The sequence below is a fragment of the Pseudomonas sp. HLG18 genome (assembly GCF_051903985.1).
GTDB classification, from domain to species: Bacteria; Pseudomonadota; Gammaproteobacteria; order Pseudomonadales; family Pseudomonadaceae; genus Aquipseudomonas; species Aquipseudomonas fluorescens_BT.
The window spans coordinates 668,910-691,830 of record NZ_CP195831.1 but is presented as its reverse complement, the minus strand read 5'-3'; the positions used below and the strand labels follow the sequence as shown (position 1 = coordinate 691,830).

Sequence of the window (22,921 nt, the reverse complement as noted above, 5' to 3'; positions counted from 1 at the left end):
AAACGCGGGGCTTTTTTTCGCCTGTCGAACGCTGATCAGACCGAGAACCTGGCCACCATGCTGTTCAGGTCCACCGCCAGCCGCGACAGCTCTTGGCTCGCAGCGCTGGTCTGATTGGCCCCCGCCGAAGTCTGCATCGCCAGATCGCGGATGTTCATCAGGTTGCGATCCACTTCCCGCGCCACGGCGGCCTGCTCTTCCGACGCACTGGCGATCACCAGGTTGCGCTCGTTGATCAAGGTAAACGCCGAAGCGATTTCCTCCAGCGCCACGCCAGCGGCCTTCGCCAGCTCCAGGGTCGAGCGTGCGCGAATGTTGCTCTGCTGCATCGAGCTGACTGCCGAATCGGTGCCCTGCTGAATGCCGCCGATCATCTGCTCGATCTCCTGGGTCGACTGCTGAGTGCGATGGGCCAGCGCCCGCACTTCGTCCGCCACCACCGCAAAACCCCGCCCGGCATCCCCCGCCCGCGCGGCTTCGATCGCCGCGTTCAGCGCCAGCAGATTGGTCTGTTCGGCAATCGAGCGGATCACGTCCAGCACCTTGCTGATGCTGTAGACCTTCTGTGCCAGATCCTCAACTTGCGTAGCGTTGGCGGTTACGTCATCCGCCAGCAGCTCGATGGACGACACGGTCTGCTGCACCTGCTCGCGACCATGTTGGGCGATGCGATCCGATTCCCGCGATGCCTCAGAGGTCGCGACGGCATTGCTGGCTACCTCCTCCACGGCGGCGGTCATCTGGTTGACCGCCGTGGCGGCCTGCTCGATTTCCAGACTCTGCTGGTGCAATCCGCGCGTGGCGTCTTCGGTAACGCAGCTCAATTCCTCCGAGGCCGAGGCCAATTGGCTGGAAGACTCCGAAATCTGTCGGATGGTATCGCGCAGGCTGTGCTGCATGCTCTTGAGCGCATGCAGCAGTCGCGCCGGCTCATCTTTGCCGATGATGCTGATATCACCGGTCAGATCACCGCCGGCCACCACTTCGGCAACGCCCAGCGACTGCGAGAGCGGCACCACGATGCTGCGGGTCAGCAATAACGCCAGCGCAATGGTAATCAGCGCGGTAATGCCGATCATCACTCCGACCCAGACCCGCGAATTGGTGAACACCAGCCGTGCGGCCTCAGTGGCCAGATTGGCGTTGTGCTTGTTCAGCTCGACCAGTTCACGCAGGGTCACTGCGATTTCATCCGCCAGCGGGCTCATCTGCCCGTTGAGAATGGCGGCCGCCTCTTCCACTCGTCCTTGAGCGGACAAGGTCATCACCTGCGCTTGAAACTCCAGATATTTGTGTTCGGCGACCTTGAAGCGGTCGAACAACGCCCGCTCCTCGGGCAGCACGATCAATATGTCGTAACGTTGTTGGGCTTCGCTCAACACACTGCGCAGCTCATTGAGCTTGGCCACATTCTGGTCCAGGGCCTGCGGATCGCGATTGAGCAACAGACGCATGGTCAGGGCGCGCAGACGCAGCATGTCCTGACTCATTTCACCCACGGCCATCACGCTGGGCAGCCAGTTCTTGTCGACCTCGTCGGACTGGGCTCGCATGTTCGACATCTGCAGCAGGGCGAACGCGCCAAGGGCAAACACCATCAGCGCCAGCACGCCAAAACCCAGCCCGGCCCGGGGTGCAATATTGAGACTACGGATACTCATTGCTCTGGTTCCTTCCAAAAGCGCTGCATCAACCCTGCAGCTGGTTGCTCTAGAAGGTATCGGCCCTTTTAAAAAATGCGTAAGACCAAAACGCGATATCAAAAGGCCTTGATCCTACGAACCTCCGGCATTATCGATTCAGCGCGGGTTTGCCGGACTTGAGCGCTGTTCGCGGCAATATCGCCAGGAAGTTGTCCCGTGCGACTTTTTTCGCCACCGCTTCCGGCAAGGCGTCGAGAAACGGCTTGAAGCCGTGGATTTCCTTGCCGAGTTTGTTGAATCGCCCGACCACGTCCGAACCGAGCATGAAGCGATCCGGATAACGTTCCACCAGTTGCACCCACTCCGCTCGCGGCTGGCCCTTTTCATCCAGCAGATAAGGCGTCAGCAGGCTCCACGACAGATCAATGAACAGGTTCGGGTACGCCTCCAGCATTCGCGCGAGGGTCGGCAGCAGAAAATCCAGTTGCGTTTGATGACGATGGATTTCGGCACTGGTACCGGCATGGGCCCAGATGAACCGGGTGTGCGGATGATTACGCAGCGGCTCTTCGATTTCCTTCAGGTACAGCGGATTCTTCTCACGCTTGGAGGTGATGTTGGAATGCAACATCACCGGCAGATCGTTTTCGGCGGCCAGGTGATAGATGCGAGTCATCGCTTCGTTGTTGGCGCGTGGCGTGTCGCCAGAGGTCAGCGCGGTCAGGTCGTCGTGACGGGTGAAGACTTCGCCGATGCCCTGCCACAAGCCGGGATACAGATCGAGCATGCGCTGGATGTGCGCGGCGGAGTTCTTGTCGTTGGGATTGAAGCCTGAAAGGAACGGATGAAAGTACTGGCGCTGTTCCGGGGCGAGTTTCTGCACCGCGTCAGCGACGATCACGTCAGTCGCACTGTACCAATAGGCATCGGCATCATCGCCAGCGTAATAACGCGGGCGCTTCGGCTCGTCTTCGTGCCATTTCTTCGCCACGGGAATGCCGGAAATCATCACATGCTCGACGGAATTCTCCTCCATAGCCGTCAGCAATTTCGGCATGCCGGCGGTTTCCTGGAAAAAATCCACGTAATGCAGGTGCGCGTCACTGTAGATGTATTCCCGGGCATTGGCGGCGCCGGTGAAAACCATCAGGCAGGCAAGACTCAAACGAAACACGGACACAAGCATTCTCCGGCAGACAGGCATAGCCTAGACCCTCGCCGGACAACGAGGGTTCACCCGGCAAGAAAGTGGAACGCGCCTGTGTGGGAATGCTCTATACCTGCAAGGTCTTTTTTGATCGAATCCCTTTTCCTACAGCTTGCGAGGTTCATATGACCGTTACCGTCAATACCGTGTCTGCCGAAGGTTTTCGCCACACTGTACAGATCGATGAGCATGAGCTGTTCGCCGATGTCCCGACGACCGCCGGCGGCGAAGGCTCGGCTCCGGAGCCGCACGATTACTTCGACGCCGCCCTCGGCGCCTGCAAGGCCCTGACCCTGAAGCTGTACGCAAAGAAAAAGGACATCCCGCTGACCGGCGTCGGTGTTGAAGTCAAACGCGACAACAGCCAGGAACAGAAAGGCAAATACGCCCTGCACGTGACCCTCACCCTCAAGGGCGTGCTCACCGATGCCCAGCGCGAAGAACTGCTGCGCGTCGCCGATCGATGCCCGATTCACAAGCTGATGACCACCAGCGAAGTCACCATCGAAACCCACGCGCCAGTCGGTTTCGACAGCCAGTAATCACCCCGACGACACCGGCGGGTTATGCTCCACGCATCACCCGCTCAGCCTGGAATGGACCATGGACACCCAACCCCTGATCATCCGCCCGCGCGCCGAAGACGTCGAAGGCCAGCCGATCCTGCGTCCGCTGCCGTCAGCCAAATGCCGCAGCGTCGGGCCTTTCGTGTTTTTCGACCACATGCTCGAAACGGTTTATCCGGCGGGCAAAGGCATGAACATCCGACAGCACCCGCACATCGGTCTGTCGACTTTGACCTATCTGTTCGAAGGGCAGATCCAGCACAAGGACAGCCTGGGTTCGGATCAGGTGGTCAGTGCTGGCGATGTCAGCTGGATGACGGCCGGCACGGCGATCGCTCACGTCGAGCGCACACCCGAACCGCTATGGGATCAGAGCTTCAAGATGCACGGCCTGCAAATCTGGCTCGCGTCGCCCAAAGATCACGAACAAGGCCCGGGGCATTACAGCCATCACCCGGCCTCGACCTTGCCGGTCAGCGATAACCTCGGCGTGCAGATCCGCATGATCGCCGGGTCAGGCTTTTGTCTGGAATCACCGGTGCCGGTGCTTTCTCCTACGCTCTATGCCGAACTGAAGATGCAAACCGCGACCACACTGCTGATCCCGACCGAGCATGAAGAACGGGCGCTGTATGTCTTGAGCGGTGATGTGCAATTGAACGGCGAAGCGGTCGAACCCCATGCGCTTGTGGTATTGCCGACCGGGGAAGAAATGAGTTTGTTCGCCGAGAGCGACAGCCACGCGGTGTTGTTCGGCGGTACGCCACTGGACGGGCCACGGCGGATCAACTGGAATTTTGTTGCGAGCGATCCGGCGGCAATCGATGAGGCGCGGCGCAAGTGGGCGGCCGGTGACTGGCCGACAGTGCCGGGGGAAGTCGAGCGGATCGAGCTGCCGAAATCACGCAGCGAGCCGACACCGCTTTAAACCAGCACTCCCACGCCAGGCGTGGGAGTGCTTTCAACCGAATCAGCCTTTGAACACTTCATTCAGCAAGTCATGCATCGACTTGAACGCCCGCGCTGCGGTCTTCGCGTCGTACATCATCTTGCCCGGCACATTGGCGTGCGGATCGGTGAACGAGTGCACCGCGCCGCCGTAGCTCAACAACTGCCAGTCCACGCCAGCGGCGTTCATCTCGTCTTCGAATGCCGGCAACTGCTCTTTCGGCACCAACGGATCGGAAGCACCGTGCAGCACCAGCACCGAGCCCTTGATGTTCTTTGCGTCCGCCGGGTTCGGCGAATCCAGTGTGCCGTGGAACGACACCGCCGCTTTCACCGGGGCACCGGTACGGGCCAGGTCCAGTGCACAGCAACCGCCGAAGCAGAAACCGAACACCGCCAGTTTCGAGGTATCGACCGCCGCCTCGCCCTGCTTCTGCAAGTGTTCGAACGCGGCCTGCATACGCTTGCGCAGCAGTGCGCGATCATTCTTCAGCGGCATCATCGCCGCACCGGCCTGATCAGCGTTCTGCGGACGCACGGCCTGGCCGTACACGTCAGCGATCAGCACCACATACCCCTTGGCCGCCACCGATTTGGCGATCTCCTCAGCGCCAGCGCTGACACCCATCCAGTTCGGCGCCATCAGCAGGCCCGGACGCGCGCCCTTGTGCTCGGCGTCAAACGCAAGGCGACCTTCATAAGGCTGGCCGTCAATCTGATAGACCACGGAACGTACAGTGACTTGGCTCATTTCTGACTCCAGATTGGTTGAACTCCAGAATGAAAAAACCCGCCGAAGCGGGTTTTTCTACAGTTGGATCAAGCCGACAGCTCGACCAGCAGCTTGTTCAGGCGGCTCACGTAAGCGGCCGGGTCTTTCAAGCTGTCGCCAGCCGCCAGAGCGGCCTGGTCGAAGAGGATGTGCGACAGGTCGCTGAAGCGATCTTCGCTGGCCTCGTTGTCGAGCTTCTCGATCAGCGGGTGGCTCGGGTTGAATTCGAAGATCGGCTTCGAATCCGGCACCTTCTGCCCGCTGGCTTCGAGGATCTGACGCATTTGCAGACCCAGGTCCTGCTCGCCGATCGCCAGAATGGCCGGCGAATCGGTCAGGCGATGGGAAACCCGGACTTCGGCAACGGAATCGCCCAGTGCGGTTTTCAGACGCTCGACCAGACCTTCTTTCGACTTGGCGACTTCTTCTGCGGCCTTCTTGTCCTCTTCCGAGTCCAGGTTGCCCAGGTCCAGGTCACCGCGCGCGACGTCGACAAAGCTCTTGCCGTCGAACTCGTTGAGGTAGCTCATCAGCCACTCGTCGATGCGGTCAGTCAGCAGCAGCACTTCGATGCCTTTCTTGCGGAAGACTTCCAGGTGCGGGCTGTTCTTGACCTGCGCGTAGGTTTCGCCGGTGAGGTAGTAGATCTTGTCCTGACCTTCCTTGGCGCGCGCCAGGTACTCGGCCAGACCGACGATCTGCTCGCCGTCGTCGCCGTTGGTCGATGCGAAACGCAGCAGACCGGCAATTTTTTCCTTGTTGGCGAAATCTTCTGCCGGGCCTTCTTTCATGACCTGACCGAAGTTTTTCCAGAAGCCCTTGTATTGCTCAGGCTCGTTCTTCGCCAGTTTTTCCAGCATGTCCAGCACACGCTTGGTCAGCGCCGACTTCATCGAGTCGATAATCGGGTCTTTCTGCAGGATTTCCCGCGACACGTTCAGCGACAGGTCGTTGGAGTCGACCACGCCTTTGATGAAGCGCAGGTACAGCGGCAGGAACGACTCGGCCTGATCCATCACGAACACGCGCTGTACGTACAGCTTCAGGCCTTTCGGCGCTTCACGCTGATACAGATCGAACGGTGCGCGGGCCGGCAGGTACAGCAGCGAGGTGTACTCGAGCTTGCCTTCGACCTTGTTGTGGCTCCACGACAGCGGATTTTCGAAGTCATGAGCGATGTGTTTGTAGAACTCCTGGTATTCCTCGTCCTTCACTTCGGTACGAGGACGGGTCCACAGGGCGCTGGCGCGGTTGACGGTTTCCCACTCAACCTCTGGCTTCTCTTCGCCTTCGGCAGCGGCCACTTCTTTCGGCAGCTCGATCGGCAGCGCGATGTGGTCGGAGTACTTCTTGATGATGTTGCGCAGGCGCCAGCCATCGGCGAACTCGTTTTCACCGGGTTTCAGGTGCAGGACGATGCGGGTGCCGCGCTCTGGCTTGTCGATGGTGGCGACTTCGAATTCGCCCTCGCCTTTCGACGACCAGTGCACGCCTTCGCTGGCGGCAGTGCCGGCGCGACGACTGTACACGTCAACTTTGTCAGCAACGATGAATGCGGAGTAGAAGCCCACACCGAACTGACCGATCAGGTGCGAATCCTTTTTCTGATCGCCCGAGAGATTCTTCATGAAATCGGCGGTGCCGGATTTGGCGATGGTACCCAGGTGGGTGATCACATCGTCACGGTTCATGCCGATGCCGTTGTCTTCGAGGGTGACGGTCTTGGCGTCCTTGTCGAAGCTCACACGGATTTTCAGTTCATCGCCACCTTCGAGCAACTCTGGCTTGGCCAGGGCTTCGAAGCGCAATTTGTCGACGGCGTCAGAGGCGTTCGAGATCAATTCGCGAAGGAAGATTTCCTTGTTGGAATACAGCGAATGGATCATGAGGTGCAGCAGCTGCTTCACCTCGGTCTGGAAGCCCAGGGTTTCCTTTTGAGTTTCCACACTCATGGTCATCAAACTCCAATCAGATGGCATTGGCCGCGACCCTGCTGGTCGGCGGCGGGTTGTTCTGTGAGTTGGGGGCGTGCTTCAGGATTTCAAGGGCTCATCGATTTTGAAATGCGCGCGGGCGGTAGCAATCGGTTCACTTTCCGTGCTTTGCCAGGCAGTGACCGCGACATTGGCCACCCGCCGGCCCTGACGGCAGACCTGACACCGGGCCCAGGTGTCGCGAAACTGCCCGGCCCGCAGGTAATCGAGGGAGAAATCGATGATTTTCGGCACACCGGGCGCACCGGTGAAAATCAGCAGGTGCAGGGCGGCAGACAGCTCCATGAATCCGGCGATCACTCCGCCGTGGATCGCCGGCAATAAAGGGTTACCAATGTTGTCCTTGTTGGCCGGCAGCTTGAACAGCAGGTCATCTCCGACCCGCGAACACTCGACGCCGATGAGTCCGGCGTAGGGAATCAGTTTGAGCAGCGGCGCGTAGTCACCCCTCTCGTGAGCTTCTAGCAGTTGCAGCTTGAAATCATCGCTCATGGGTTCTCTCCCTTGATCGCGCCACCAAAGCCTTTTGTGCCTTTAAGACCCTTGCCCATGCGCATGAAGGTGCCGACGACATGCGCAATCGGTTGCTCGGGATCATCCTGATACGCGAAGCCGCGAGCGAAGATCACATCGGTGGTGACTCGATAACATTGGGCGAAGCCATAGACGTCTTTATGCGGCTCGGCGGCGTGCATGTAGTCGATGCGCAGATCAAGGGTCGGGCAAACTTCAAATTCCGGCAGCACGCACAGGGTGGCCATGCCACACGCGGTGTCCATCAGCGACGTGATCGCCCCGCCGTGGACCACGCCGGTCAGCGGGTTACCAACGATCTGTGCGCTGTACGGCAGGACCACCGTCAGGCCTTCGCTGCTGGCGCTGTGCACTTTCAAACCCAGTACCTGGCAGTGGCGCAGGGCCGAGAGAAAGCGTGTCGCGCGCTCAAAAACAGGGTTTTCGGCCATTTGATAATTACTCTTGTTAATCACTGCTCCCGGTAGTGGCAAGAACAGCAAAAGTTCCATTGCAAAACAAACTTATATATCTGTGAGAAATGAGGAACTTAACCCTTGGGCCCGAGCTCTTAAGGCCAGTAGTTATTTTCCATAAGGAGAAACACCCCATGCGTAAGACTTTAGCTATTGCCTTGATGTTGACCGCTTCCCTCGGTCTCGCTGCCTGCGATAAAAAATCCGAGGACAAAGCTCAAGATGCCAACCAACATGCTGAACAAGCTCAGCAAGACATGAACAAAGCTCAGGATAAAGTGAACGACGCAGCGAAAGAAAACGCCGAAGCTGCCAAAGCTCAGGCTGAATCGAACGCTGCAGCGCAAGAAGAAGCTGCCAAGAAGCAATAAACCGCTTCTCGCTGGCAAAAAAGAAAACCCGCCAAGTGCGGGTTTTCTTTTGCCTGTGATTTTTTGCCCATGCCGCCTTAGAGCAAGACAGTTCTAAAAGTCGGACTAATCATCAACAACAATGAGCAAACTAAGCCGACCAGCCAGACCAGACTGCGCAGCGCGGGAATGTCCGCGAGGTAGAACCACAAATAGAGTATCCGTGCGATCACGAAGATGATCGCCAATGTATCGATGAGCCATCCCGCCGTCTGCGTGGTATGCGCCATCAGCACGCCGACGGCAAACAGGATGAAGGCTTCGATGCTGTTCTGGTGGGCCGCCAACGCCCGGGCTCCGTAACCGGTGAGCTGCGCCTGCTGCTGACGCGGCAGGTGGTTGTTGTAGCCACCCTGCTCTTTCATGGCCTTGCCCACGGGCATGCGCGCCACGTAGATCAACAACGCACTGATCAACACACACCAGAACGGAATACTCATCAAGCAACCTCTTTGTTCGCTTCGGGCAATGGCGCCTCTGTAGGGGTATAGACCATTACATCGAGCACGTCGGAATGAAACTCGCGGCGATACAACACCAGCACAACGCCAGCGCTCATCAACATGAACAGCCACGGGCTGACGAACCACGCCAGCATGCTCATCCCGAAGTAGTAGGAACGCAGACCGAAGTTGAACTGGTTGGCCGCCATCGAAATCACCCGTGCCGCCCGTGAAGCGAACGCCTTGCGCTCCTGCTCGGAAACCTGACGCTCACCGATCATCGGGGCCGAGCCGACCAGAATGGCGGCGAAGTTGTATTGGCGCATGCACCAGCTGAAGGTGAAGAAGGCATACACAAACACCAGCGCCAGGCACAGCAACTTGATCTCTGACATACCCTGGGAGGCCTGCTGCACCATCGGGATGTCTGCCAGCAACGACACTGCACGCTCCGAAGCACCGAGCACAGTCAGAATGCCGGCCAGGATAATCAACGTGCTGGAGGCGAAGAACGACGCATTGCGCTCAAGGTTGCCGATCACGCTGGCGTCGGCGATGCGGTTGTCACGCAGCAGCATGCGACGCATCCAGTCTTCGCGGTACAGGTGCAACACACTGGCCAGGCACGCGGTGTCACGGCCCTTCCAGGTGGCATAACGGGTGTAACCGCCCCAGCAGATGACGAACCAGAGCGCGGCCAGCAGATGAATCAGGTTGGCTTGTATGAACGACATGCAATTCCCTGTGATGAAGATTTCGGCTCCCCTTCGACGTTAGTCGAGGGAAAAAGACACTGCCTCACGCCCATAAAAAATGCCCCGTATCGATTGATACGGGGCATTTCTGTTTAATCGCCCAAGGCCGCTTGTGGCAGCCCGGCAATCTTAGGCAAGTGCTTCGGCGCGCTTGCCCAGCAGGCGATCACAAACGACGGCAACTACCAGGGTCATCACGCAAGGCACCAGCCACGCCAGGCCTTGCTCGCTCAGCGGCAGGTGGGCCAGTTGCGATGGCATCCAGTCAGCCAGACCGGCGCCTTTCAGCGCATCGATGGTGCCGAACACGAACGACACCAGCATCACTGGGCCCATGATGCGGCTCTGTTCATGCCAGAACGCGGCACAGAAGCTCAGGGCCACCAGCACGATGCACGGCGGGTAGATCGCGGTCAGCACCGGGATCGAGAACGCGATCAGCTTGGTCAGGCCCAGGTTGGACACCAGCAACGAGAATGCGGCGAGGATGATGACCAGCGTCTTGTAGGACAGCGGCACTACGCGACTGAAGTATTCAGCGCAGGCACAGGTCAGGCCGACCGCCGTCACCAGACACGCCAGGGAGATCAGTACCGCGAGGAAGCCACTGCCCAGCGAACCGAAGGTATGTTGCACATAAGCGTGCAACACCGCCGCGCCGTTAGTAGCGCCAGCGGCCACTTCATGACTGCCGGAACCCAGACGGAACAGGCTGACATACACCAGCGCCAGACCGACACCGGCAATCAGCCCGGCGATGATCGCGTAACGGGTGATCAGGGCCGGCGACTCGACGCCACGGGAGCGGATCGCATTGACGATGACGATGCCGAACACAAGGGCGCCCAGGGTATCCATGGTCAGGTAACCATTGATGAAGCCTTGAGAGAACGGTGCCGCGACGTATTCCGGAGTGGCCACGCCGATATCACCGGCCGGCAGCGCGAACGCAGCGATGCCGAGTACGGCCAGGGCAATGATCTTCAGCGGCGCCAGGAAACGTCCTACGGTATCCAGCAGACGGCCCGGATAGAGCGAGATGAAGAATACCAGCAGGAAATACACCGAGCTGTAGAGGAACAGCGCCAGCGGGCTTTCACCGGTCAGCGGCGCCAGGCCCACTTCGAAAGACACGGTTGCGGTACGCGGCGTGGCGAACAACGGGCCGACCGCCAGATAGCACGCGGCTGCCAGTACGCCACCGGCAATCTTGCCGATCGGCGTGCTCAAGGCATCCATCGCTCCGCCGACCTTGGCCAGCGCCACGACGGTGACCACCGGCAGACCAACCGCCGTGATCAGGAAGCCCAGCGCCGCCATCCAGACGTTTGGCCCGGACTGCAAACCGACGATAGGCGGGAAAATGATGTTGCCGGCCCCGACGAACAGGGCGAATGTCATAAAGCCAAGTGCCAGGATGTCCTGACCTTTCAAAACTTTCATTAAGGAAATACCACACTACTGAATCGGAATTTAGAGGGGGATTTCCCTGTGGGGTTAGGGAAATGCTGTCAATCCGTATGGGACTGACCCGTTTAGCGCGTTGCATGCCTTGTGGGCGGCAGACGCAAAAATGGCTGCTAGCCTAACGAATTTGTCTGACAAACGCACTGTTTGAGGGCGAACTATCCGATACGCGACATGTCTGTGTCGCGTTTTTGCATGTAATTGGGCAGGTGCCTATAACTCACCTTCGTCAACTCACCCAACAGAAACGACAAAGGCCACCCGAAGGTGGCCTTTGTTGCTGGAGCAGAGAAGTCAGCCGAAGCTTACTTCTTCACTTCCCAGCCAGTCAGCTCGGCCAGAGCCTTGCCGATGTCTGCCAGCGAACGCACGGTTTTCACGCCTGCGTCTTGCAGCGCAGCGAATTTCTCGTCTGCAGTGCCTTTGCCGCCGGAGATGATTGCACCCGCATGGCCCATGCGCTTGCCCGGAGGAGCAGTCACACCAGCGATGTAGGAAACAACCGGCTTGGTCACGTTGGCTTTGATGTAGGCAGCCGCTTCTTCTTCAGCCGAACCGCCGATCTCGCCGATCATGACGATCGCTTCGGTCTTCGGGTCTTCCTGGAACAGCTTCAGGATGTCGATGAAGTTCGAGCCCGGGATCGGGTCACCGCCGATGCCGACGCAAGTCGACTGACCGAAACCGGCGTCAGTGGTCTGCTTAACAGCTTCGTAGGTCAGGGTGCCGGAACGGGAAACGATACCGACCTTGCCTGGCAAGTGGATGTGACCTGGCATGATGCCGATCTTGCACTCGCCCGGAGTGATCACGCCTGGGCAGTTAGGGCCGATCAGGGTAACACCCAGCTCGTCGCACTTAACTTTCGCGTCCAGCATGTCCAGGGTAGGAATGCCTTCGGTGATGCAGACGATCAGCTTGATGCCGCCGAACGCTGCTTCCAGGATCGAGTCCTTGCAGAAAGGAGCCGGAACGTAGATCACGCTGGCGGTGGCGCCAGTGGCTTCTACAGCTTCTTTCACAGTGTTGAACACAGGCAGGTTCAGGTGAGTGGTGCCACCTTTGCCTGGTGTCACGCCGCCAACCATTTTGGTGCCGTAGGCAATGGCTTGTTCGGAGTGGAAAGTACCCTGCGCACCGGTGAAGCCCTGGCAGATTACTTTGGTGTCTTTATTGATCAGGACGCTCATTACTTGCCCTCCGCAGCTTTAACGACTTGTTGAGCAGCGTCGGTCAGGCTGGTAGCAGCGATGATGTTCAAACCGCTTTCTGCCAGTACTTTAGCGCCCAGTTCAGCGTTGTTGCCTTCAAGACGAACAACAACCGGGATTTTCACGCCGACTTCTTTCACTGCACCGATGATGCCTTCGGCAATCATGTCGCAACGAACGATGCCGCCGAAGATGTTAACCAGTACTGCAGCGACATTGCTGTCGGACAGAATGATTTTGAAAGCTTCGGTCACGCGCTCTTTGGTAGCACCACCACCTACGTCGAGGAAGTTGGCTGGCTTGCCGCCGTGCAGGTTGACGATGTCCATGGTACCCATGGCCAGGCCGGCACCGTTCACCATGCAGCCGATGTTGCCTTCCAGCGCTACATAGTTCAGTTCGAACTTGGCAGCGTGCGCTTCGCGCGGATCGTCCTGGGACGGATCGTGGAAAGTCTTCAGCTTAGGCTGACGGTACATTGCGTTGGCGTCGATGTTGATCTTGGCGTCCAGGCAGTGCAGATCGCCGTCAGCCTTGATCACCAGCGGGTTCACTTCCAGCAGAGCCAGGTCGTGATCCTTGAACAGCTTGGCCAGACCTACGAAGATCTTGGCGAACTGAGCAACCTGCTTGCCTTCCAGACCCAGCTGGAATGCCAGCTCGCGACCCTGGAATGGCTGAGCGCCAACCAGTGGATCGATAGTGGCTTTCAGAATTTTTTCTGGAGTGTCGTGAGCGATTTTCTCGATGTCCACGCCACCTTCGGTGGAAGCCATGAACACGATGCGACGGCTCGAACGGTCAACGACAGCGCCCAGGTACAGCTCTTTAGCGATATCAGTGCACGATTCAACCAGGATCTTGGTGACTGGCTGGCCATTGGCATCAGTCTGGTAAGTCACCAGACGCTTGCCCAGCCACTGCTGTGCGAAGGCTTTGGCGTCTTCTTTGCTGCGAACCAGCTTGACGCCGCCCGCTTTACCGCGACCACCGGCGTGAACCTGGGCTTTGACAACCCACTCGTTGCCGCCGATTTTGTCGCAAGCTTCTGCTGCTGCTTCCGGGGTGTCTACTGCGAAACCAGTGGAAACTGGCAGGCCGTATTCAGCGAACAGCTGCTTACCCTGATACTCGTGAAGATTCATGCTTTTTACCGTCTTCGTTAGGTACTGCGCATTCGGCGCTGCGCTCTTTATGAGTGCCGCGCCACCTGTGACTGCTGCTTGCGTAGCCTTTCCGGATACCCGGTGCAGCTACGCAAGACTGCGTCCAGCGGACATTCCGCGGTGAGTCTTGCACGCAAGGCTCACGACGGGCCGTACCGCCGTGGTTTCTTATTGTGTGTCTTAACGCTTCTTGCGGTTGGCAATGTGGATGGCGCCGCCATTCACTGCCAGAGCTGCTTCGTGCAAGGCTTCGGACAGGGTCGGATGGGAGAAAACCATCATGCCCAGGTCTTCAGCGCTGGTGCCGAATTCCATACCGATCGCGCCCTGCTGAACCAGTTCTGCAGCGCTCGGGCCAATCACGTGCACGCCCAATACGCGGTCAGTCTTGGCATCGGCGATGACCTTGACGAAACCACCGGTATCGTTGGCGGCCATGGCACGGCCGGATGCTGCGAACGGGAAGGTGCCGACGTTAACTTCAACGCCTTCAGCTTTCAAGGCCTGCTCGGTTTTACCGACCCATGCGATTTCCGGGTGAGTATAAATAACCGAAGGGATCAGGTCATAGTTCATCTGGGCCTTGTGGCCCTTGATGCGCTCGACGACCATGATGCCCTCTTCCGAGGCCTTGTGAGCCAGCATCATGCCGCGAACCACGTCACCGATGGCGTAGACGCCCGGTACGGTGGTGGCGCAGTGATCGTCAACGTGCACGAAACCGCGCTCGTCCAGGGTCACGCCGCTGTCGGCTGCCAGCAGATCAGTGGTCACCGGACGGCGACCAACGGCTACGATCAGCTTGTCGAAAGTGATGGTCTGTTCGCCGTTGGCGTCGGTGTAGTTCACAACGACTTCGTCGCCGTTCACTTTCGAGCCGGTTACGCGAGCGCCCAGCTTGATGTCCAGACCCTGTTTGGTCAGGGTTTTCAGCGCTTCCTTGGAAACCGCGGTGTCCGCTGCCATCAGGAAGGTGTCCAGGGCTTCCAGGACAGTCACTTCTGCACCCAGACGCGACCAGACCGAACCCAGTTCCAGACCGATCACGCCAGCGCCGATCACGCCCAGACGTTTAGGTACGGATTGGAATTCCAGAGCGCCAGTCGAATCGACGATGACTTTCTGATCGACCGGAGCCGGTGGAATGTCGATCGGACGCGAACCTGGAGCCAGGATGACGTTTTCGGCTTCGATGACTTCAACCGAGCCGTCCGGCTTGGTGACTTCGACTTTCTTGCCGGCCAGCAGTTTGCCGTGGCCCTGGATCGAAGTAACGCCGTTGGCCTTGAACAGGGTGGCAACACCGCCGGTCAGGTTCTTGACGATGCCAGCCTTGCGGCCAACCATCGCAGCGACGTCCATTTTGACTTCGCCGGTCGAGATACCGTGGACGTTGAAGCTTTCTTTCGCTTCCTTGTATTTCCAGGAGCTGTCCAGCAGCGCCTTGGAAGGAATGCAGCCTACGTTCAGGCAGGTGCCGCCCAGGGCTTGCTTGCCTTCAGCATCGGTGTACTTCTCGATGCAGGCAGTGCTCAGGCCGAGTTGCGCGGCCTTGATGGCTGCCACGTAGCCGCCAGGGCCCGCACCGATCACTACTACGTCAAATTTCTGCGACATTCAAAAAATCCTCTTTAGCGAAAAGCTTCAAGCCGCAAGCTGCAAGCCAGACTGCCGTTCCCGGCAGCCTGAAACCTGCAGCTCATGGCTGCTTCTATCAGATATCCAGCAACAGACGAGCCGGATCTTCCAGCAGGTTCTTGATGGTCACCAGGAAAGTCACAGCTTCTTTGCCATCGATCAGGCGGTGATCGTAGGACAGTGCCAGATACATCATCGGACGAATAACGACCTGACCGTTGATGGCCATCGGACGCTGGATGATGTTGTGCATGCCCAGAATCGCTGCCTGCGGCGGGTTGACGATCGGGGTCGACATCATCGAACCGAAGGTACCACCGTTGGTGATGGTGAAGGTACCGCCGGTCATTTCGTCCATCGACAGTTTGCCGTCACGAGCCTTCTTGCCGAAGGTGGCGATGCCGCCTTCGATTTCAGCCAGGCTCATGTGCTCGGCGTTGCGCAGAACCGGAACCACCAGGCCACGGTCGCTGGACACTGCCACACCGATGTCGGCATAGCCGTGGTAAACGATATCGTTGCCGTCGATCGAAGCGTTGACCGCCGGGAAGCGTTTCAGCGCTTCGGTGGCAGCCTTCACGAAGAACGACATGAAGCCCAGGCGTACGCCGTTGTGGGACTTCTCGAACAGGTCCTTGTACTTCGAACGCAGCGCCATGACTTCGGTCATGTCGACTTCGTTGAAAGTGGTCAGCATCGCCATGTTCGACTGGGCTTCAACCAGGCGCTTGGCAACGGTGGCACGAACGCGAGTCATCGGAACGCGCTTCTCGATGCGGTCGCCAGCGGCGAACACAGGAGCGGCAGCGGCCGGAGCAGCAGCTTTCGGCGCAGCAGCCGGAGCGGATTTCTTCGCTTCAACTGCGGCAACCACGTCTTCCTTGGTCACACGGCCGTCTTTGCCGGTGCCTTTAACGGAAGCCAGGTTGATGCCGTTTTCTTCGGCCAGCTTGCGAGCGGCTGGTGCGGCGATCGCGTCTTCGTCAGCGCCGGCAGCAGCCGGGGCAGCGGCAGCAGCGGCCGGAGCAGCAGCGGCAGCCGGAGCAGCGGCAGCAGCGCCGCCTTCAACGATGGAGCCCAGGACTTCGTCGGACAGAACGGTTTCGCCCTCGCCCTTGACGATTGCGCCCAGCACGCCGTCGGCGGTGGCCAGCACTTCCAGAACGACCTTGTCGGTTTCGATGTCGACGATCAGTTCGTCACGCTTGACGGCGTCGCCCGGTTGTTTGTGCCAGGTGGCAACGGTGCCATCGGCAACCGATTCCGGGAAAGTGGGGGCTTTGATCTCGATAGCCATTGTCTGTGGTTCCTTAAATTCGGTTTCAGGTGCGCGAAGGCGTTAAACGGTAAACGCGTCTTGCAGCAGTTTTTCCTGCTGCTCGGCGTGCATCGATGCGTAACCACATGCAGGTGCAGCAGAAGCCTCACGGCCCGCGTACTCGAGTACGAGAGATTTGTTGAGGTTGCTGATGCTGCGACGCAGGTGGTGCTGGCTGCAGTACCAGGCGCCCTGGTTCATCGGCTCTTCCTGGCACCAGACAGCCGCTTTGGCGTTGGTGTAAGGAGCCAGGACTTCTTTCAAGTCGTCCTCAGGGAATGGGTACAGCTGCTCGATACGCACGATGGCGATATCTTCGCGGCCTTCGGCACGGCGTTTTTCCAGCAGGTCGTAGTAGACCTTGCCGCTGCACAGAACCACGCGCTCGACCTTTTTCGGGTCCAGTGCATCGATTTCCGGGATAACGGTCTGGAAGGAACCTTCGGCCAGATCTTCCAGCGTCGAGATGGCCAGCTTGTGGCGCAGCAGCGACTTCGGAGTCAGCACTACCAGCGGCTTGCGCAGCGGGCGAATCACCTGACGACGCAGCAAGTGGTAGATCTGCGCCGGAGTCGTCGGCATGCACACCTGAATGTTGTGCTCGGCGCACAACTGCAGGTAACGCTCAAGACGCGCCGAGCTGTGCTCAGGGCCCTGGCCTTCGTAGCCGTGTGGCAGCAGCATGGTCAGACCGCAGAGACGGCCCCACTTGTGCTCGCCGCTGGTGATGAACTGGTCGATGACAACCTGTGCACCGTTGGCGAAGTCGCCGAACTGGGCTTCCCAGATCACCAGCGCGTTCGGCGTGGTGGTCGAGTAACCGTATTCGAACGCCAGCACGGCCTCTTCCGACAGGAACGAGTCGTACAGGTCGAAACGCGGCTGACCTTCATACAGATGCTTGAGCGGAATGTAGGTGCCGGCATCTTTCTGGTTGTGCAGAACAGCGTGACGGTGCGAGAACGTACCGCGGCCGATGTCCTGACCGGTCATGCGGATCGGGTGTCCTTCGAACGCCAGGGTCGCGTACGCCATGGTTTCAGCGTAACCCCAGTTGATCGGCAGGCCGCCGGCTTGCATCTTCTGACGGTCTTCGTAGATCTTCGCAACCTGGCGCTGAACCACGAAGCCTTCCGGAATTTCCAGCAGCTTGGCGGACAGTTCCTGCAGAGTCTTCAGATCGAAGCGAGTGTCGTGACGCGCAGTCCAGGCGTGGCCCAGATACGGACGCCAGTCCACGAACAGCTCTTTGTTCGGCTCTTTGACCAGCGATTTCACTACGTGCAGACCGTTGTCCAGCGCGTTGCGGTATTCGTCGACTTTCGCCTGAACGCGCTCGGCATCCAGTACACCGGCCTGGGTCAGACGATCAGCGTACAGCTCACGGGTGGTGCGCTGCTTGGTGATCTGCTGATACATCAGTGGCTGGGTGCCGCTTGGCTCGTCGGCCTCGTTGTGGCCACGACGACGGTAGCAGACCAGGTCGATCACCACGTCACGCTTGAACTGCATGCGGTAGTCGATGGCCAGCTGGGTCACGAACAATACGGCTTCCGGATCATCGCCATTCACATGGAGGATCGGCGCCTGGATCATCTTCGCAACGTCGGTCGCGTACTCGGTGGAGCGCGAGTCCAGCGGATTGCTGATGGTGAAACCGACCTGGTTGTTGATCACGATGTGCACGGTACCGCCGGTCTTGAAACCGCGGGTCTGCGACATCTGGAAGGTTTCCATCACCACGCCTTGACCGGCGAATGCCGCGTCACCGTGGATGGAGATCGGCAATACCTTCTCGCCGGTCGCATCGTTGCGACGGTCCTGACGAGCACGTACCGAACCTTCGACCACCGGGGAAACGATTTCCAGGTGGGACGGGTTGAACGCCATGGCCAGGTGAACTTCACCGCCGGCGGTCATCACGTTGGACGAGAAGCCCTGGTGGTATTTAACGTCACCGGAACCCAGCTCGACCTTCTTCTTGCCTTCGAACTCGTCGAACAGCTCGCGCGGGTTCTTGCCGAAGGTGTTGACCAGTACGTTCAGACGGCCACGGTGGGCCATGCCGATGACGACTTCCTTGGTGCCGTAGGAACCGGAACGCTGGATCAGTTCGTCGAGCATCGGAATCAGGCTTTCGCCGCCTTCCAGACCGAAACGCTTGGTGCCCGGGTATTTGGTACCCAGGTATTTTTCCAGGCCTTCACCGGCCGTCACGCGCTCAAGCAGGTGGCTCTTGATGTCGGCGGAGTATTCCGGACGGCCACGTACGCTTTCCAGACGCTGCTGGAACCACTGGCGCTGCTCTGAATCGGTGATGTGCGTAAATTCAGCGCCGATGGTGCGGCAATATGTCTGCTGCAACGCTTCGTGAATTTCGCGTAGGCTCGCTTCCTCTTTGCCGATGAACAGGTCGCCGGCACGGAAGGTCGTATCAAGATCGGCATTGGTCAAGCCGTAATGATTGATCGACAGGTCTGCAGGTGCAGGACGCTGCCACAGTCCCAGCGGGTCAAGCTGGGCTGCCTGGTGGCCACGCATACGGTAGGCCTGGATCAATCGCAGCACTTCAACTTGCTTCTTCTCGTGCTCACTGCTCACGCTGCCGGCGGAAACCGGTTGGGCGCGGCGCTGGTTCTTTGCCAGCAGCACGAAATGATCGCGAATTGTGGAGTGCGAAACATCGGTGGCAGAGCCGCCGTCGGCGGGCAGCTTCTGAAAGTAGGTGCGCCACTCTTCTGGCACAGCGTTAGGGTCGTGCAGGTAGAGCTCATAAAGCTCTTCCACATAGGCAGCGTTTCCACCTGAAAGGTAGGCGCTGTTCCACATGCGCTGCATCACGCTTTCTTGCATGCTTGGTCACCCTCGGTTAGGGGAACACCATCGGTGCCGACACCGAGCAAGCTTGCAGAAGTCCGAATGCAGCGACCAAAACAAGCCACTTAGGATCACACTGATAGTCCGGGTACCAGCCCGGATGCCCCTGCTTGTCTCATTTCTTCAAAATAAGAGCTGCAGCTTATGGCTGTTGCTCTGGTTATAGCCCTGGCGCGGGTTGAAGCCCGCGCCACAGCCTCTACGGTGAAGCAGTACTACTTTTACAGCTTCTGAATCACACGCCGCTCGAAAGCAGCATGTTACGGATGTGACCGATGGCCTTAGTCGGGTTCAGGCCTTTCGGACATACGTTGACGCAGTTCATGATGCCCCGGCAGCGGAAGACGCTGAACGGGTCATCGAGGGATGCCAGACGCTCGGACGTCTTGGTGTCACGGCTGTCTGCCAGGAAGCGGTACGCTTGCAGCAGTGCAGCCGGACCCAGGAACTTGTCCGGGTTCCACCAGAAGGACGGGCAAGAGGTCGAGCAGCAGGCGCACAGGATGCACTCGTACAGACCGTCGAGCTTTTCACGCTCTTCAGGGGACTGCAGACGCTCGATGGCCGGAGCCGGCGTGTCGTTCTGCAGGAAAGGCTTAACCTTCTCGTATTGCTTGTAGAAGATGCTCATATCGACGACCAGGTCACGGATAACCGGCAAACCTGGCAGAGGACGAATGATCAGCTTGTTACCTTTGACGACAGCGGACAGCGGCGTGATGCACGCCAGGCCGTTCTTGCCGTTGATGTTCATGCCGTCGGAGCCGCAGACGCCTTCACGGCAGGAGCGACGATAGGAGAAACCTTCGTCCTGCTCTTTGATCAGGGCCAGCACGTCCAGCACCATCAGGTCCTTACCACCGGTATCGACCTGGAATTCCTGCATGAACGGCGCAGCGTCCTGATCAGGGTTGTAACGATAAACACTGACTTTCAACATGGCGGTCACCCTTAATAAGTCCGGACTTTTGGTTCGAAAGTCGGAACAGTCTTCGGCGAGAAGTTCACGGCACGCTTGGCGACACGTTTCTCACCCGGGAAGTACAGGGTGTGGCACAGCCAGTTTTCGTCGTCACGGTCTTCGAAGTCTTCACGGGCGTGAGCGCCGCGGGACTCTTTACGTACTTCGGCAGCAATGGCGGTAGCTTCAGCCACTTCCAGCAGGTTTTGCAGTTCCAGCGCCTCGATACGTGCAGTGTTGAATGCCTGCGACTTATCGTTGATCTTCACGTTGGCGATGCGCTTGCGCAGATCGGCCAGCTGGGCAATACCCTTCTGCATGTATTCGCCGGTACGGAATACACCGAAGTAGTTCTGCATGCAGCTTTGCAGCTCGCGACGCAGGGTAGCGACGTCTTCGCCGTCGGTACGGTTGTTCAGGGCGTTCAGACGCGCCAGGGCAGCTTCGATGTCGGCTTCGGTAGCGTCGTCGTATTCGATGCCATCGGTCAGCGCCTTCTCCAGGTGCAGGCCGGCAGCGCGACCGAATACCACCAGGTCGAGCAGCGAGTTGCCGCCCAGACGGTTGGCACCGTGAACCGATACGCAAGCCACTTCACCTACGGCGAACAGACCAGGAATGATCTGATCCACACCTTCGGCGTCCTGGGTGATCGCCTGGCCGTGAATGTTGGTGGCAACGCCGCCCATCATGTAGTGGCAAGTCGGAACAACCGGAACCGGAGCAACCACCGGGTCAACGTGTGCGAACGTCTTCGACAGTTCGCAGATGCCTGGCAGACGGCTGTGCAGCACTTCCTCGCCCAGGTGGTCGAGTTTGAGCATTACGTGGTCGCCATTCGGACCGCAACCGTTGCCGGCGATGATTTCTTTAACCATCGAACGGGCAACCACGTCGCGACCGGCAAGGTCTTTGGCGTTCGGAGCATAACGCTCCATGAAACGCTCGCCGTGCTTGTTGATCAGGTAACCACCTTCACCACGGCAACCTTCGGTAACCAGTACACCGGCGCCGGCGATGCCGGTCGGGTGGAACTGCCACATTTCGATGTCTTGTACCGGCACGCCAGCACGCAGAGCCATGCCGACGCCGTCACCGGTGTTGATCAGGGCGTTGGTGGTGGAGGCATAGATACGACCTGCACCGCCGGTAGCCAGAACGGTGGCTTTCGCGCGGATGTAGGTGGTTTCGCCGGTTTCGATGCAGATTGCGATCACACCGACGAATTCGCCTTCCTGGTTTTTTACCAGGTCGACAGCGTAGTACTCGTTCAGGAACGTGGTACCGGCTTTCAGGTTGCCCTGATAAAGGGTGTGCAGCAGCGCATGACCGGTACGGTCGGATGCTGCGCAGGTACGGGCAGCCTGCCCGCCTTTACCGTAATCCTTCGACTGACCGCCGAACGGACGCTGGTAGATACGGCCGGTTTCGGTACGCGAGAACGGCAGCCCCATGTGATCCAGCTCGAAAACGGCAGCCGGGCCTTCCTGACACATGTATTCGATAGCGTCCTGGTCACCGATGTAGTCGGAACCCTTGACGGTATCGTACATGTGCCAGCGCCAGTCATCGTTCGGGTCGGCCGACGCGATTGCGCAGGTGATGCCGCCCTGGGCGGAAACAGTGTGCGAACGGGTCGGGAAGACCTTGGTGATCACGGCAGTCTTGTGACCGCCCTGTGCCAGCTGCAGCGCAGCGCGCATGCCGGCACCGCCGCCGCCAATGATGATGGCGTCGAAAGAAATCGTTGGAATGTTAGCCATGAATCAGATACCCCAGAGAATCTGCACACCCCAGACGAAGTAAGCGAACATCGCGACGCCGCATACTGCCTGGAAAAGGAAACGTACTGCAGTCGCAGACTTGCCCAGCGCCATCGGCGTCAGGTAGTCGGTCGCGATGGTCCACATGCCGACCCAGGCGTGAGCGCCCAGGGCAACCAGTGCCAGCAGACTGAAGATACGCATTCCGTTGTGGGCGAACAGGCCATGCCATTGTTCATAACCGATGCCCGGGTGAGCGGCGAGGTAGCCGATCAGGAATATGAAATAAGCCGCGAGAACGACCGCAGACACACGCTGTGCCATCCAGTCATAGAGGCCCGAACGCGAAAGGTTTGTAACGCTGGTTACCATATCCAAACTCCTGCCAGAACGATCAGCACCACGGAAACGGCGATGATCAGTTTCGAGCCCAGGCGGCCGCCTTCCAGCGTCTCACCGATGCCCATGTCCATGATCAAGTGGCGCACACCGGCAACCAGGTGATACAGAAGAGCGGACAGGAGGCCCCATGCTACGAACTTGGCCAGCGGGCTGGTCAAGCATGCCTTCACCTCGACATAACCTTCCTCGGAACCCAGGGATTTGCCCAATGCATAAAGCATGATGCCGAGGCCCAGGAAGAGGATGATGCCGGAAACACGGTGAAGAAACGACGTAACGCCGGTGATGGGGAGTTTGATGGTCCTTAGGTCTAGGTTTACAGGTCGTTGGCTTTTCACGGCTTTTTTTTCACACTGAAGAGCCCCTAACAATCAGGGCAAAGTTGTTGGGG

21 protein-coding genes are annotated in these 22,921 nt (G+C 58.8%); 3 read left to right on the top strand and 18 right to left on the bottom strand.

Translation table 11 applies throughout. The annotated features are described in order from the left end of the window. Positions 1-35: 35 nt before the first annotated feature. Both ACSPX5_RS03275 and ACSPX5_RS03270 read right to left on the bottom strand, forming a co-directional pair. Positions 36-1,661 carry a methyl-accepting chemotaxis protein gene (locus ACSPX5_RS03275; protein WP_439820941.1) on the bottom strand — a complete coding sequence of 542 codons (1,626 nt, stop codon included), beginning with the start codon at positions 1,659-1,661 and terminating at the stop codon, positions 36-38. Positions 1,662-1,791: 130 nt separating this feature from the next. Next, on the bottom strand, positions 1,792-2,847 hold the full coding sequence (locus ACSPX5_RS03270; RefSeq protein WP_439820940.1) for an amidohydrolase family protein: 1,056 nt from the start codon (positions 2,845-2,847) through the stop codon (positions 1,792-1,794). Between the two features lie 128 nt (positions 2,848-2,975). On the opposite strand from ACSPX5_RS03270, the gene ACSPX5_RS03265 reads away from it, so the two are divergent. Both ACSPX5_RS03265 and ACSPX5_RS03260 read left to right on the top strand, forming a co-directional pair. Continuing rightward, positions 2,976-3,392 (top strand): OsmC family protein, encoded by a 417-nt coding sequence (locus ACSPX5_RS03265; RefSeq protein WP_007959010.1) that lies wholly within the window; start codon positions 2,976-2,978, stop codon positions 3,390-3,392. A 61-nt stretch (positions 3,393-3,453) separates the two neighbouring features. Further along, the gene (locus tag ACSPX5_RS03260) at positions 3,454-4,344 is read left to right on the top strand and encodes a pirin family protein (RefSeq protein ID WP_169429457.1); all 891 of its coding nucleotides are present in this window, start codon (positions 3,454-3,456) and stop codon (positions 4,342-4,344) included. Positions 4,345-4,386: 42 nt separating this feature from the next. Here ACSPX5_RS03260 and ACSPX5_RS03255 read toward each other — a convergent pair whose 3' ends face one another. The 4 genes from ACSPX5_RS03255 to ACSPX5_RS03240 all read right to left on the bottom strand — a co-directional run bounded on the left by ACSPX5_RS03255 (position 4,387) and on the right by ACSPX5_RS03240 (position 8,095). Continuing rightward, complete coding sequence (locus ACSPX5_RS03255) at positions 4,387-5,115, bottom strand: dienelactone hydrolase family protein (RefSeq protein WP_439820939.1); 729 nt, start codon at positions 5,113-5,115, stop codon at positions 4,387-4,389. 68 nt (positions 5,116-5,183) lie between these two features. Further along, the gene (htpG, locus tag ACSPX5_RS03250) at positions 5,184-7,088 is read right to left on the bottom strand and encodes a molecular chaperone HtpG (protein ID WP_439820938.1); all 1,905 of its coding nucleotides are present in this window, start codon (positions 7,086-7,088) and stop codon (positions 5,184-5,186) included. Positions 7,089-7,169: 81 nt separating this feature from the next. After that, positions 7,170-7,622 (bottom strand): PaaI family thioesterase, encoded by a 453-nt coding sequence (locus ACSPX5_RS03245; RefSeq protein ID WP_439820937.1) that lies wholly within the window; start codon positions 7,620-7,622, stop codon positions 7,170-7,172. After that, complete coding sequence (locus ACSPX5_RS03240) at positions 7,619-8,095, bottom strand: PaaI family thioesterase (RefSeq protein WP_085710556.1); 477 nt, start codon at positions 8,093-8,095, stop codon at positions 7,619-7,621. Before ACSPX5_RS03240 ends, ACSPX5_RS03245 begins: the two co-directional genes overlap by 4 nt. A 158-nt stretch (positions 8,096-8,253) precedes the next feature. Here ACSPX5_RS03240 and ACSPX5_RS03235 point away from each other — a divergent pair, with 158 nt between their 5' ends. Further along, on the top strand, positions 8,254-8,490 hold the full coding sequence (locus ACSPX5_RS03235) for a hypothetical protein (RefSeq protein WP_007959016.1): 237 nt from the start codon (positions 8,254-8,256) through the stop codon (positions 8,488-8,490). Between the two features lie 77 nt (positions 8,491-8,567). Here the strand turns inward: ACSPX5_RS03235 and ACSPX5_RS03230 are convergent, their stop codons facing one another. From ACSPX5_RS03230 to sdhC, 12 genes are all read right to left on the bottom strand, one after another. Continuing rightward, positions 8,568-8,969 carry an MAPEG family protein gene (locus tag ACSPX5_RS03230; RefSeq protein WP_169429453.1) on the bottom strand — a complete coding sequence of 134 codons (402 nt, stop codon included), beginning with the start codon at positions 8,967-8,969 and terminating at the stop codon, positions 8,568-8,570. After that, on the bottom strand, positions 8,969-9,706 hold the full coding sequence (locus ACSPX5_RS03225) for a DUF599 domain-containing protein (RefSeq protein WP_115077041.1): 738 nt from the start codon (positions 9,704-9,706) through the stop codon (positions 8,969-8,971). Before ACSPX5_RS03225 ends, ACSPX5_RS03230 begins: the two co-directional genes overlap by 1 nt. A gap of 150 nt (positions 9,707-9,856) precedes the next feature. After that, positions 9,857-11,170 carry a branched-chain amino acid transport system II carrier protein gene (gene brnQ / locus ACSPX5_RS03220; protein ID WP_169429452.1) on the bottom strand — a complete coding sequence of 438 codons (1,314 nt, stop codon included), beginning with the start codon at positions 11,168-11,170 and terminating at the stop codon, positions 9,857-9,859. Positions 11,171-11,499: 329 nt separating this feature from the next. Next, a complete protein-coding gene (sucD, locus tag ACSPX5_RS03215) occupies positions 11,500-12,384 on the bottom strand; it encodes a succinate--CoA ligase subunit alpha (RefSeq protein ID WP_011333119.1) in 885 nt (294 codons plus the stop codon). Beyond that, on the bottom strand, positions 12,384-13,550 hold the full coding sequence (gene sucC, locus ACSPX5_RS03210; RefSeq protein ID WP_007959029.1) for an ADP-forming succinate--CoA ligase subunit beta: 1,167 nt from the start codon (positions 13,548-13,550) through the stop codon (positions 12,384-12,386). Before sucC ends, sucD begins: the two co-directional genes overlap by 1 nt. Positions 13,551-13,751: 201 nt before the next feature. Further along, positions 13,752-15,188: a dihydrolipoyl dehydrogenase gene (gene lpdA / locus ACSPX5_RS03205; protein WP_011333117.1), complete on the bottom strand. Its 1,437-nt coding sequence runs from the start codon at positions 15,186-15,188 to the stop codon at positions 13,752-13,754. A 97-nt stretch (positions 15,189-15,285) separates the two neighbouring features. Next, entirely contained in the window at positions 15,286-16,506 is a 1,221-nt protein-coding gene (gene odhB / locus ACSPX5_RS03200) for a 2-oxoglutarate dehydrogenase complex dihydrolipoyllysine-residue succinyltransferase (RefSeq protein ID WP_169429451.1), read from the bottom strand. Between the two features lie 42 nt (positions 16,507-16,548). Next, complete coding sequence (locus tag ACSPX5_RS03195) at positions 16,549-19,380, bottom strand: 2-oxoglutarate dehydrogenase E1 component (RefSeq protein ID WP_085732274.1); 2,832 nt, start codon at positions 19,378-19,380, stop codon at positions 16,549-16,551. A gap of 259 nt (positions 19,381-19,639) precedes the next feature. Further along, positions 19,640-20,344 (bottom strand): succinate dehydrogenase iron-sulfur subunit, encoded by a 705-nt coding sequence (locus ACSPX5_RS03190; RefSeq protein ID WP_169429450.1) that lies wholly within the window; start codon positions 20,342-20,344, stop codon positions 19,640-19,642. Between the two features lie 11 nt (positions 20,345-20,355). Continuing rightward, positions 20,356-22,128, bottom strand: coding sequence for a succinate dehydrogenase flavoprotein subunit (gene sdhA / locus ACSPX5_RS03185; RefSeq protein WP_085682949.1), 1,773 nt, complete (start codon positions 22,126-22,128; stop codon positions 20,356-20,358). 3 nt (positions 22,129-22,131) lie between these two features. After that, the gene (gene sdhD, locus ACSPX5_RS03180) at positions 22,132-22,500 is read right to left on the bottom strand and encodes a succinate dehydrogenase, hydrophobic membrane anchor protein (protein WP_085710546.1); all 369 of its coding nucleotides are present in this window, start codon (positions 22,498-22,500) and stop codon (positions 22,132-22,134) included. Further along, positions 22,494-22,868, bottom strand: coding sequence for a succinate dehydrogenase, cytochrome b556 subunit (sdhC, locus tag ACSPX5_RS03175; protein ID WP_011333113.1), 375 nt, complete (start codon positions 22,866-22,868; stop codon positions 22,494-22,496). Before sdhC ends, sdhD begins: the two co-directional genes overlap by 7 nt. Between the last annotated feature and the right edge of the window lie 53 nt (positions 22,869-22,921).

Coding starts and splice junctions, on each gene's coding strand:
- ACSPX5_RS03275 (WP_439820941.1), bottom strand. CDS start 1,661: ATGAGTATCCGTAGTCTCAATATTGCACCCCGGGCCGGGCTGGGTTTT.
- ACSPX5_RS03270 (WP_439820940.1), bottom strand. CDS start 2,847: ATGCCTGTCTGCCGGAGAATGCTTGTGTCCGTGTTTCGTTTGAGTCTT.
- ACSPX5_RS03265 (WP_007959010.1), top strand. CDS start 2,976: ATGACCGTTACCGTCAATACCGTGTCTGCCGAAGGTTTTCGCCACACT.
- ACSPX5_RS03260 (WP_169429457.1), top strand. CDS start 3,454: ATGGACACCCAACCCCTGATCATCCGCCCGCGCGCCGAAGACGTCGAA.
- ACSPX5_RS03255 (WP_439820939.1), bottom strand. CDS start 5,115: ATGAGCCAAGTCACTGTACGTTCCGTGGTCTATCAGATTGACGGCCAG.
- htpG (WP_439820938.1), bottom strand. CDS start 7,088: ATGAGTGTGGAAACTCAAAAGGAAACCCTGGGCTTCCAGACCGAGGTG.
- ACSPX5_RS03245 (WP_439820937.1), bottom strand. CDS start 7,622: ATGAGCGATGATTTCAAGCTGCAACTGCTAGAAGCTCACGAGAGGGGT.
- ACSPX5_RS03240 (WP_085710556.1), bottom strand. CDS start 8,095: ATGGCCGAAAACCCTGTTTTTGAGCGCGCGACACGCTTTCTCTCGGCC.
- ACSPX5_RS03235 (WP_007959016.1), top strand. CDS start 8,254: ATGCGTAAGACTTTAGCTATTGCCTTGATGTTGACCGCTTCCCTCGGT.
- ACSPX5_RS03230 (WP_169429453.1), bottom strand. CDS start 8,969: ATGAGTATTCCGTTCTGGTGTGTGTTGATCAGTGCGTTGTTGATCTAC.
- ACSPX5_RS03225 (WP_115077041.1), bottom strand. CDS start 9,706: ATGTCGTTCATACAAGCCAACCTGATTCATCTGCTGGCCGCGCTCTGG.
- brnQ (WP_169429452.1), bottom strand. CDS start 11,170: ATGAAAGTTTTGAAAGGTCAGGACATCCTGGCACTTGGCTTTATGACA.
- sucD (WP_011333119.1), bottom strand. CDS start 12,384: ATGAGCGTCCTGATCAATAAAGACACCAAAGTAATCTGCCAGGGCTTC.
- sucC (WP_007959029.1), bottom strand. CDS start 13,550: ATGAATCTTCACGAGTATCAGGGTAAGCAGCTGTTCGCTGAATACGGC.
- lpdA (WP_011333117.1), bottom strand. CDS start 15,188: ATGTCGCAGAAATTTGACGTAGTAGTGATCGGTGCGGGCCCTGGCGGC.
- odhB (WP_169429451.1), bottom strand. CDS start 16,506: ATGGCTATCGAGATCAAAGCCCCCACTTTCCCGGAATCGGTTGCCGAT.
- ACSPX5_RS03195 (WP_085732274.1), bottom strand. CDS start 19,380: ATGCAAGAAAGCGTGATGCAGCGCATGTGGAACAGCGCCTACCTTTCA.
- ACSPX5_RS03190 (WP_169429450.1), bottom strand. CDS start 20,344: ATGTTGAAAGTCAGTGTTTATCGTTACAACCCTGATCAGGACGCTGCG.
- sdhA (WP_085682949.1), bottom strand. CDS start 22,128: ATGGCTAACATTCCAACGATTTCTTTCGACGCCATCATCATTGGCGGC.
- sdhD (WP_085710546.1), bottom strand. CDS start 22,500: ATGGTAACCAGCGTTACAAACCTTTCGCGTTCGGGCCTCTATGACTGG.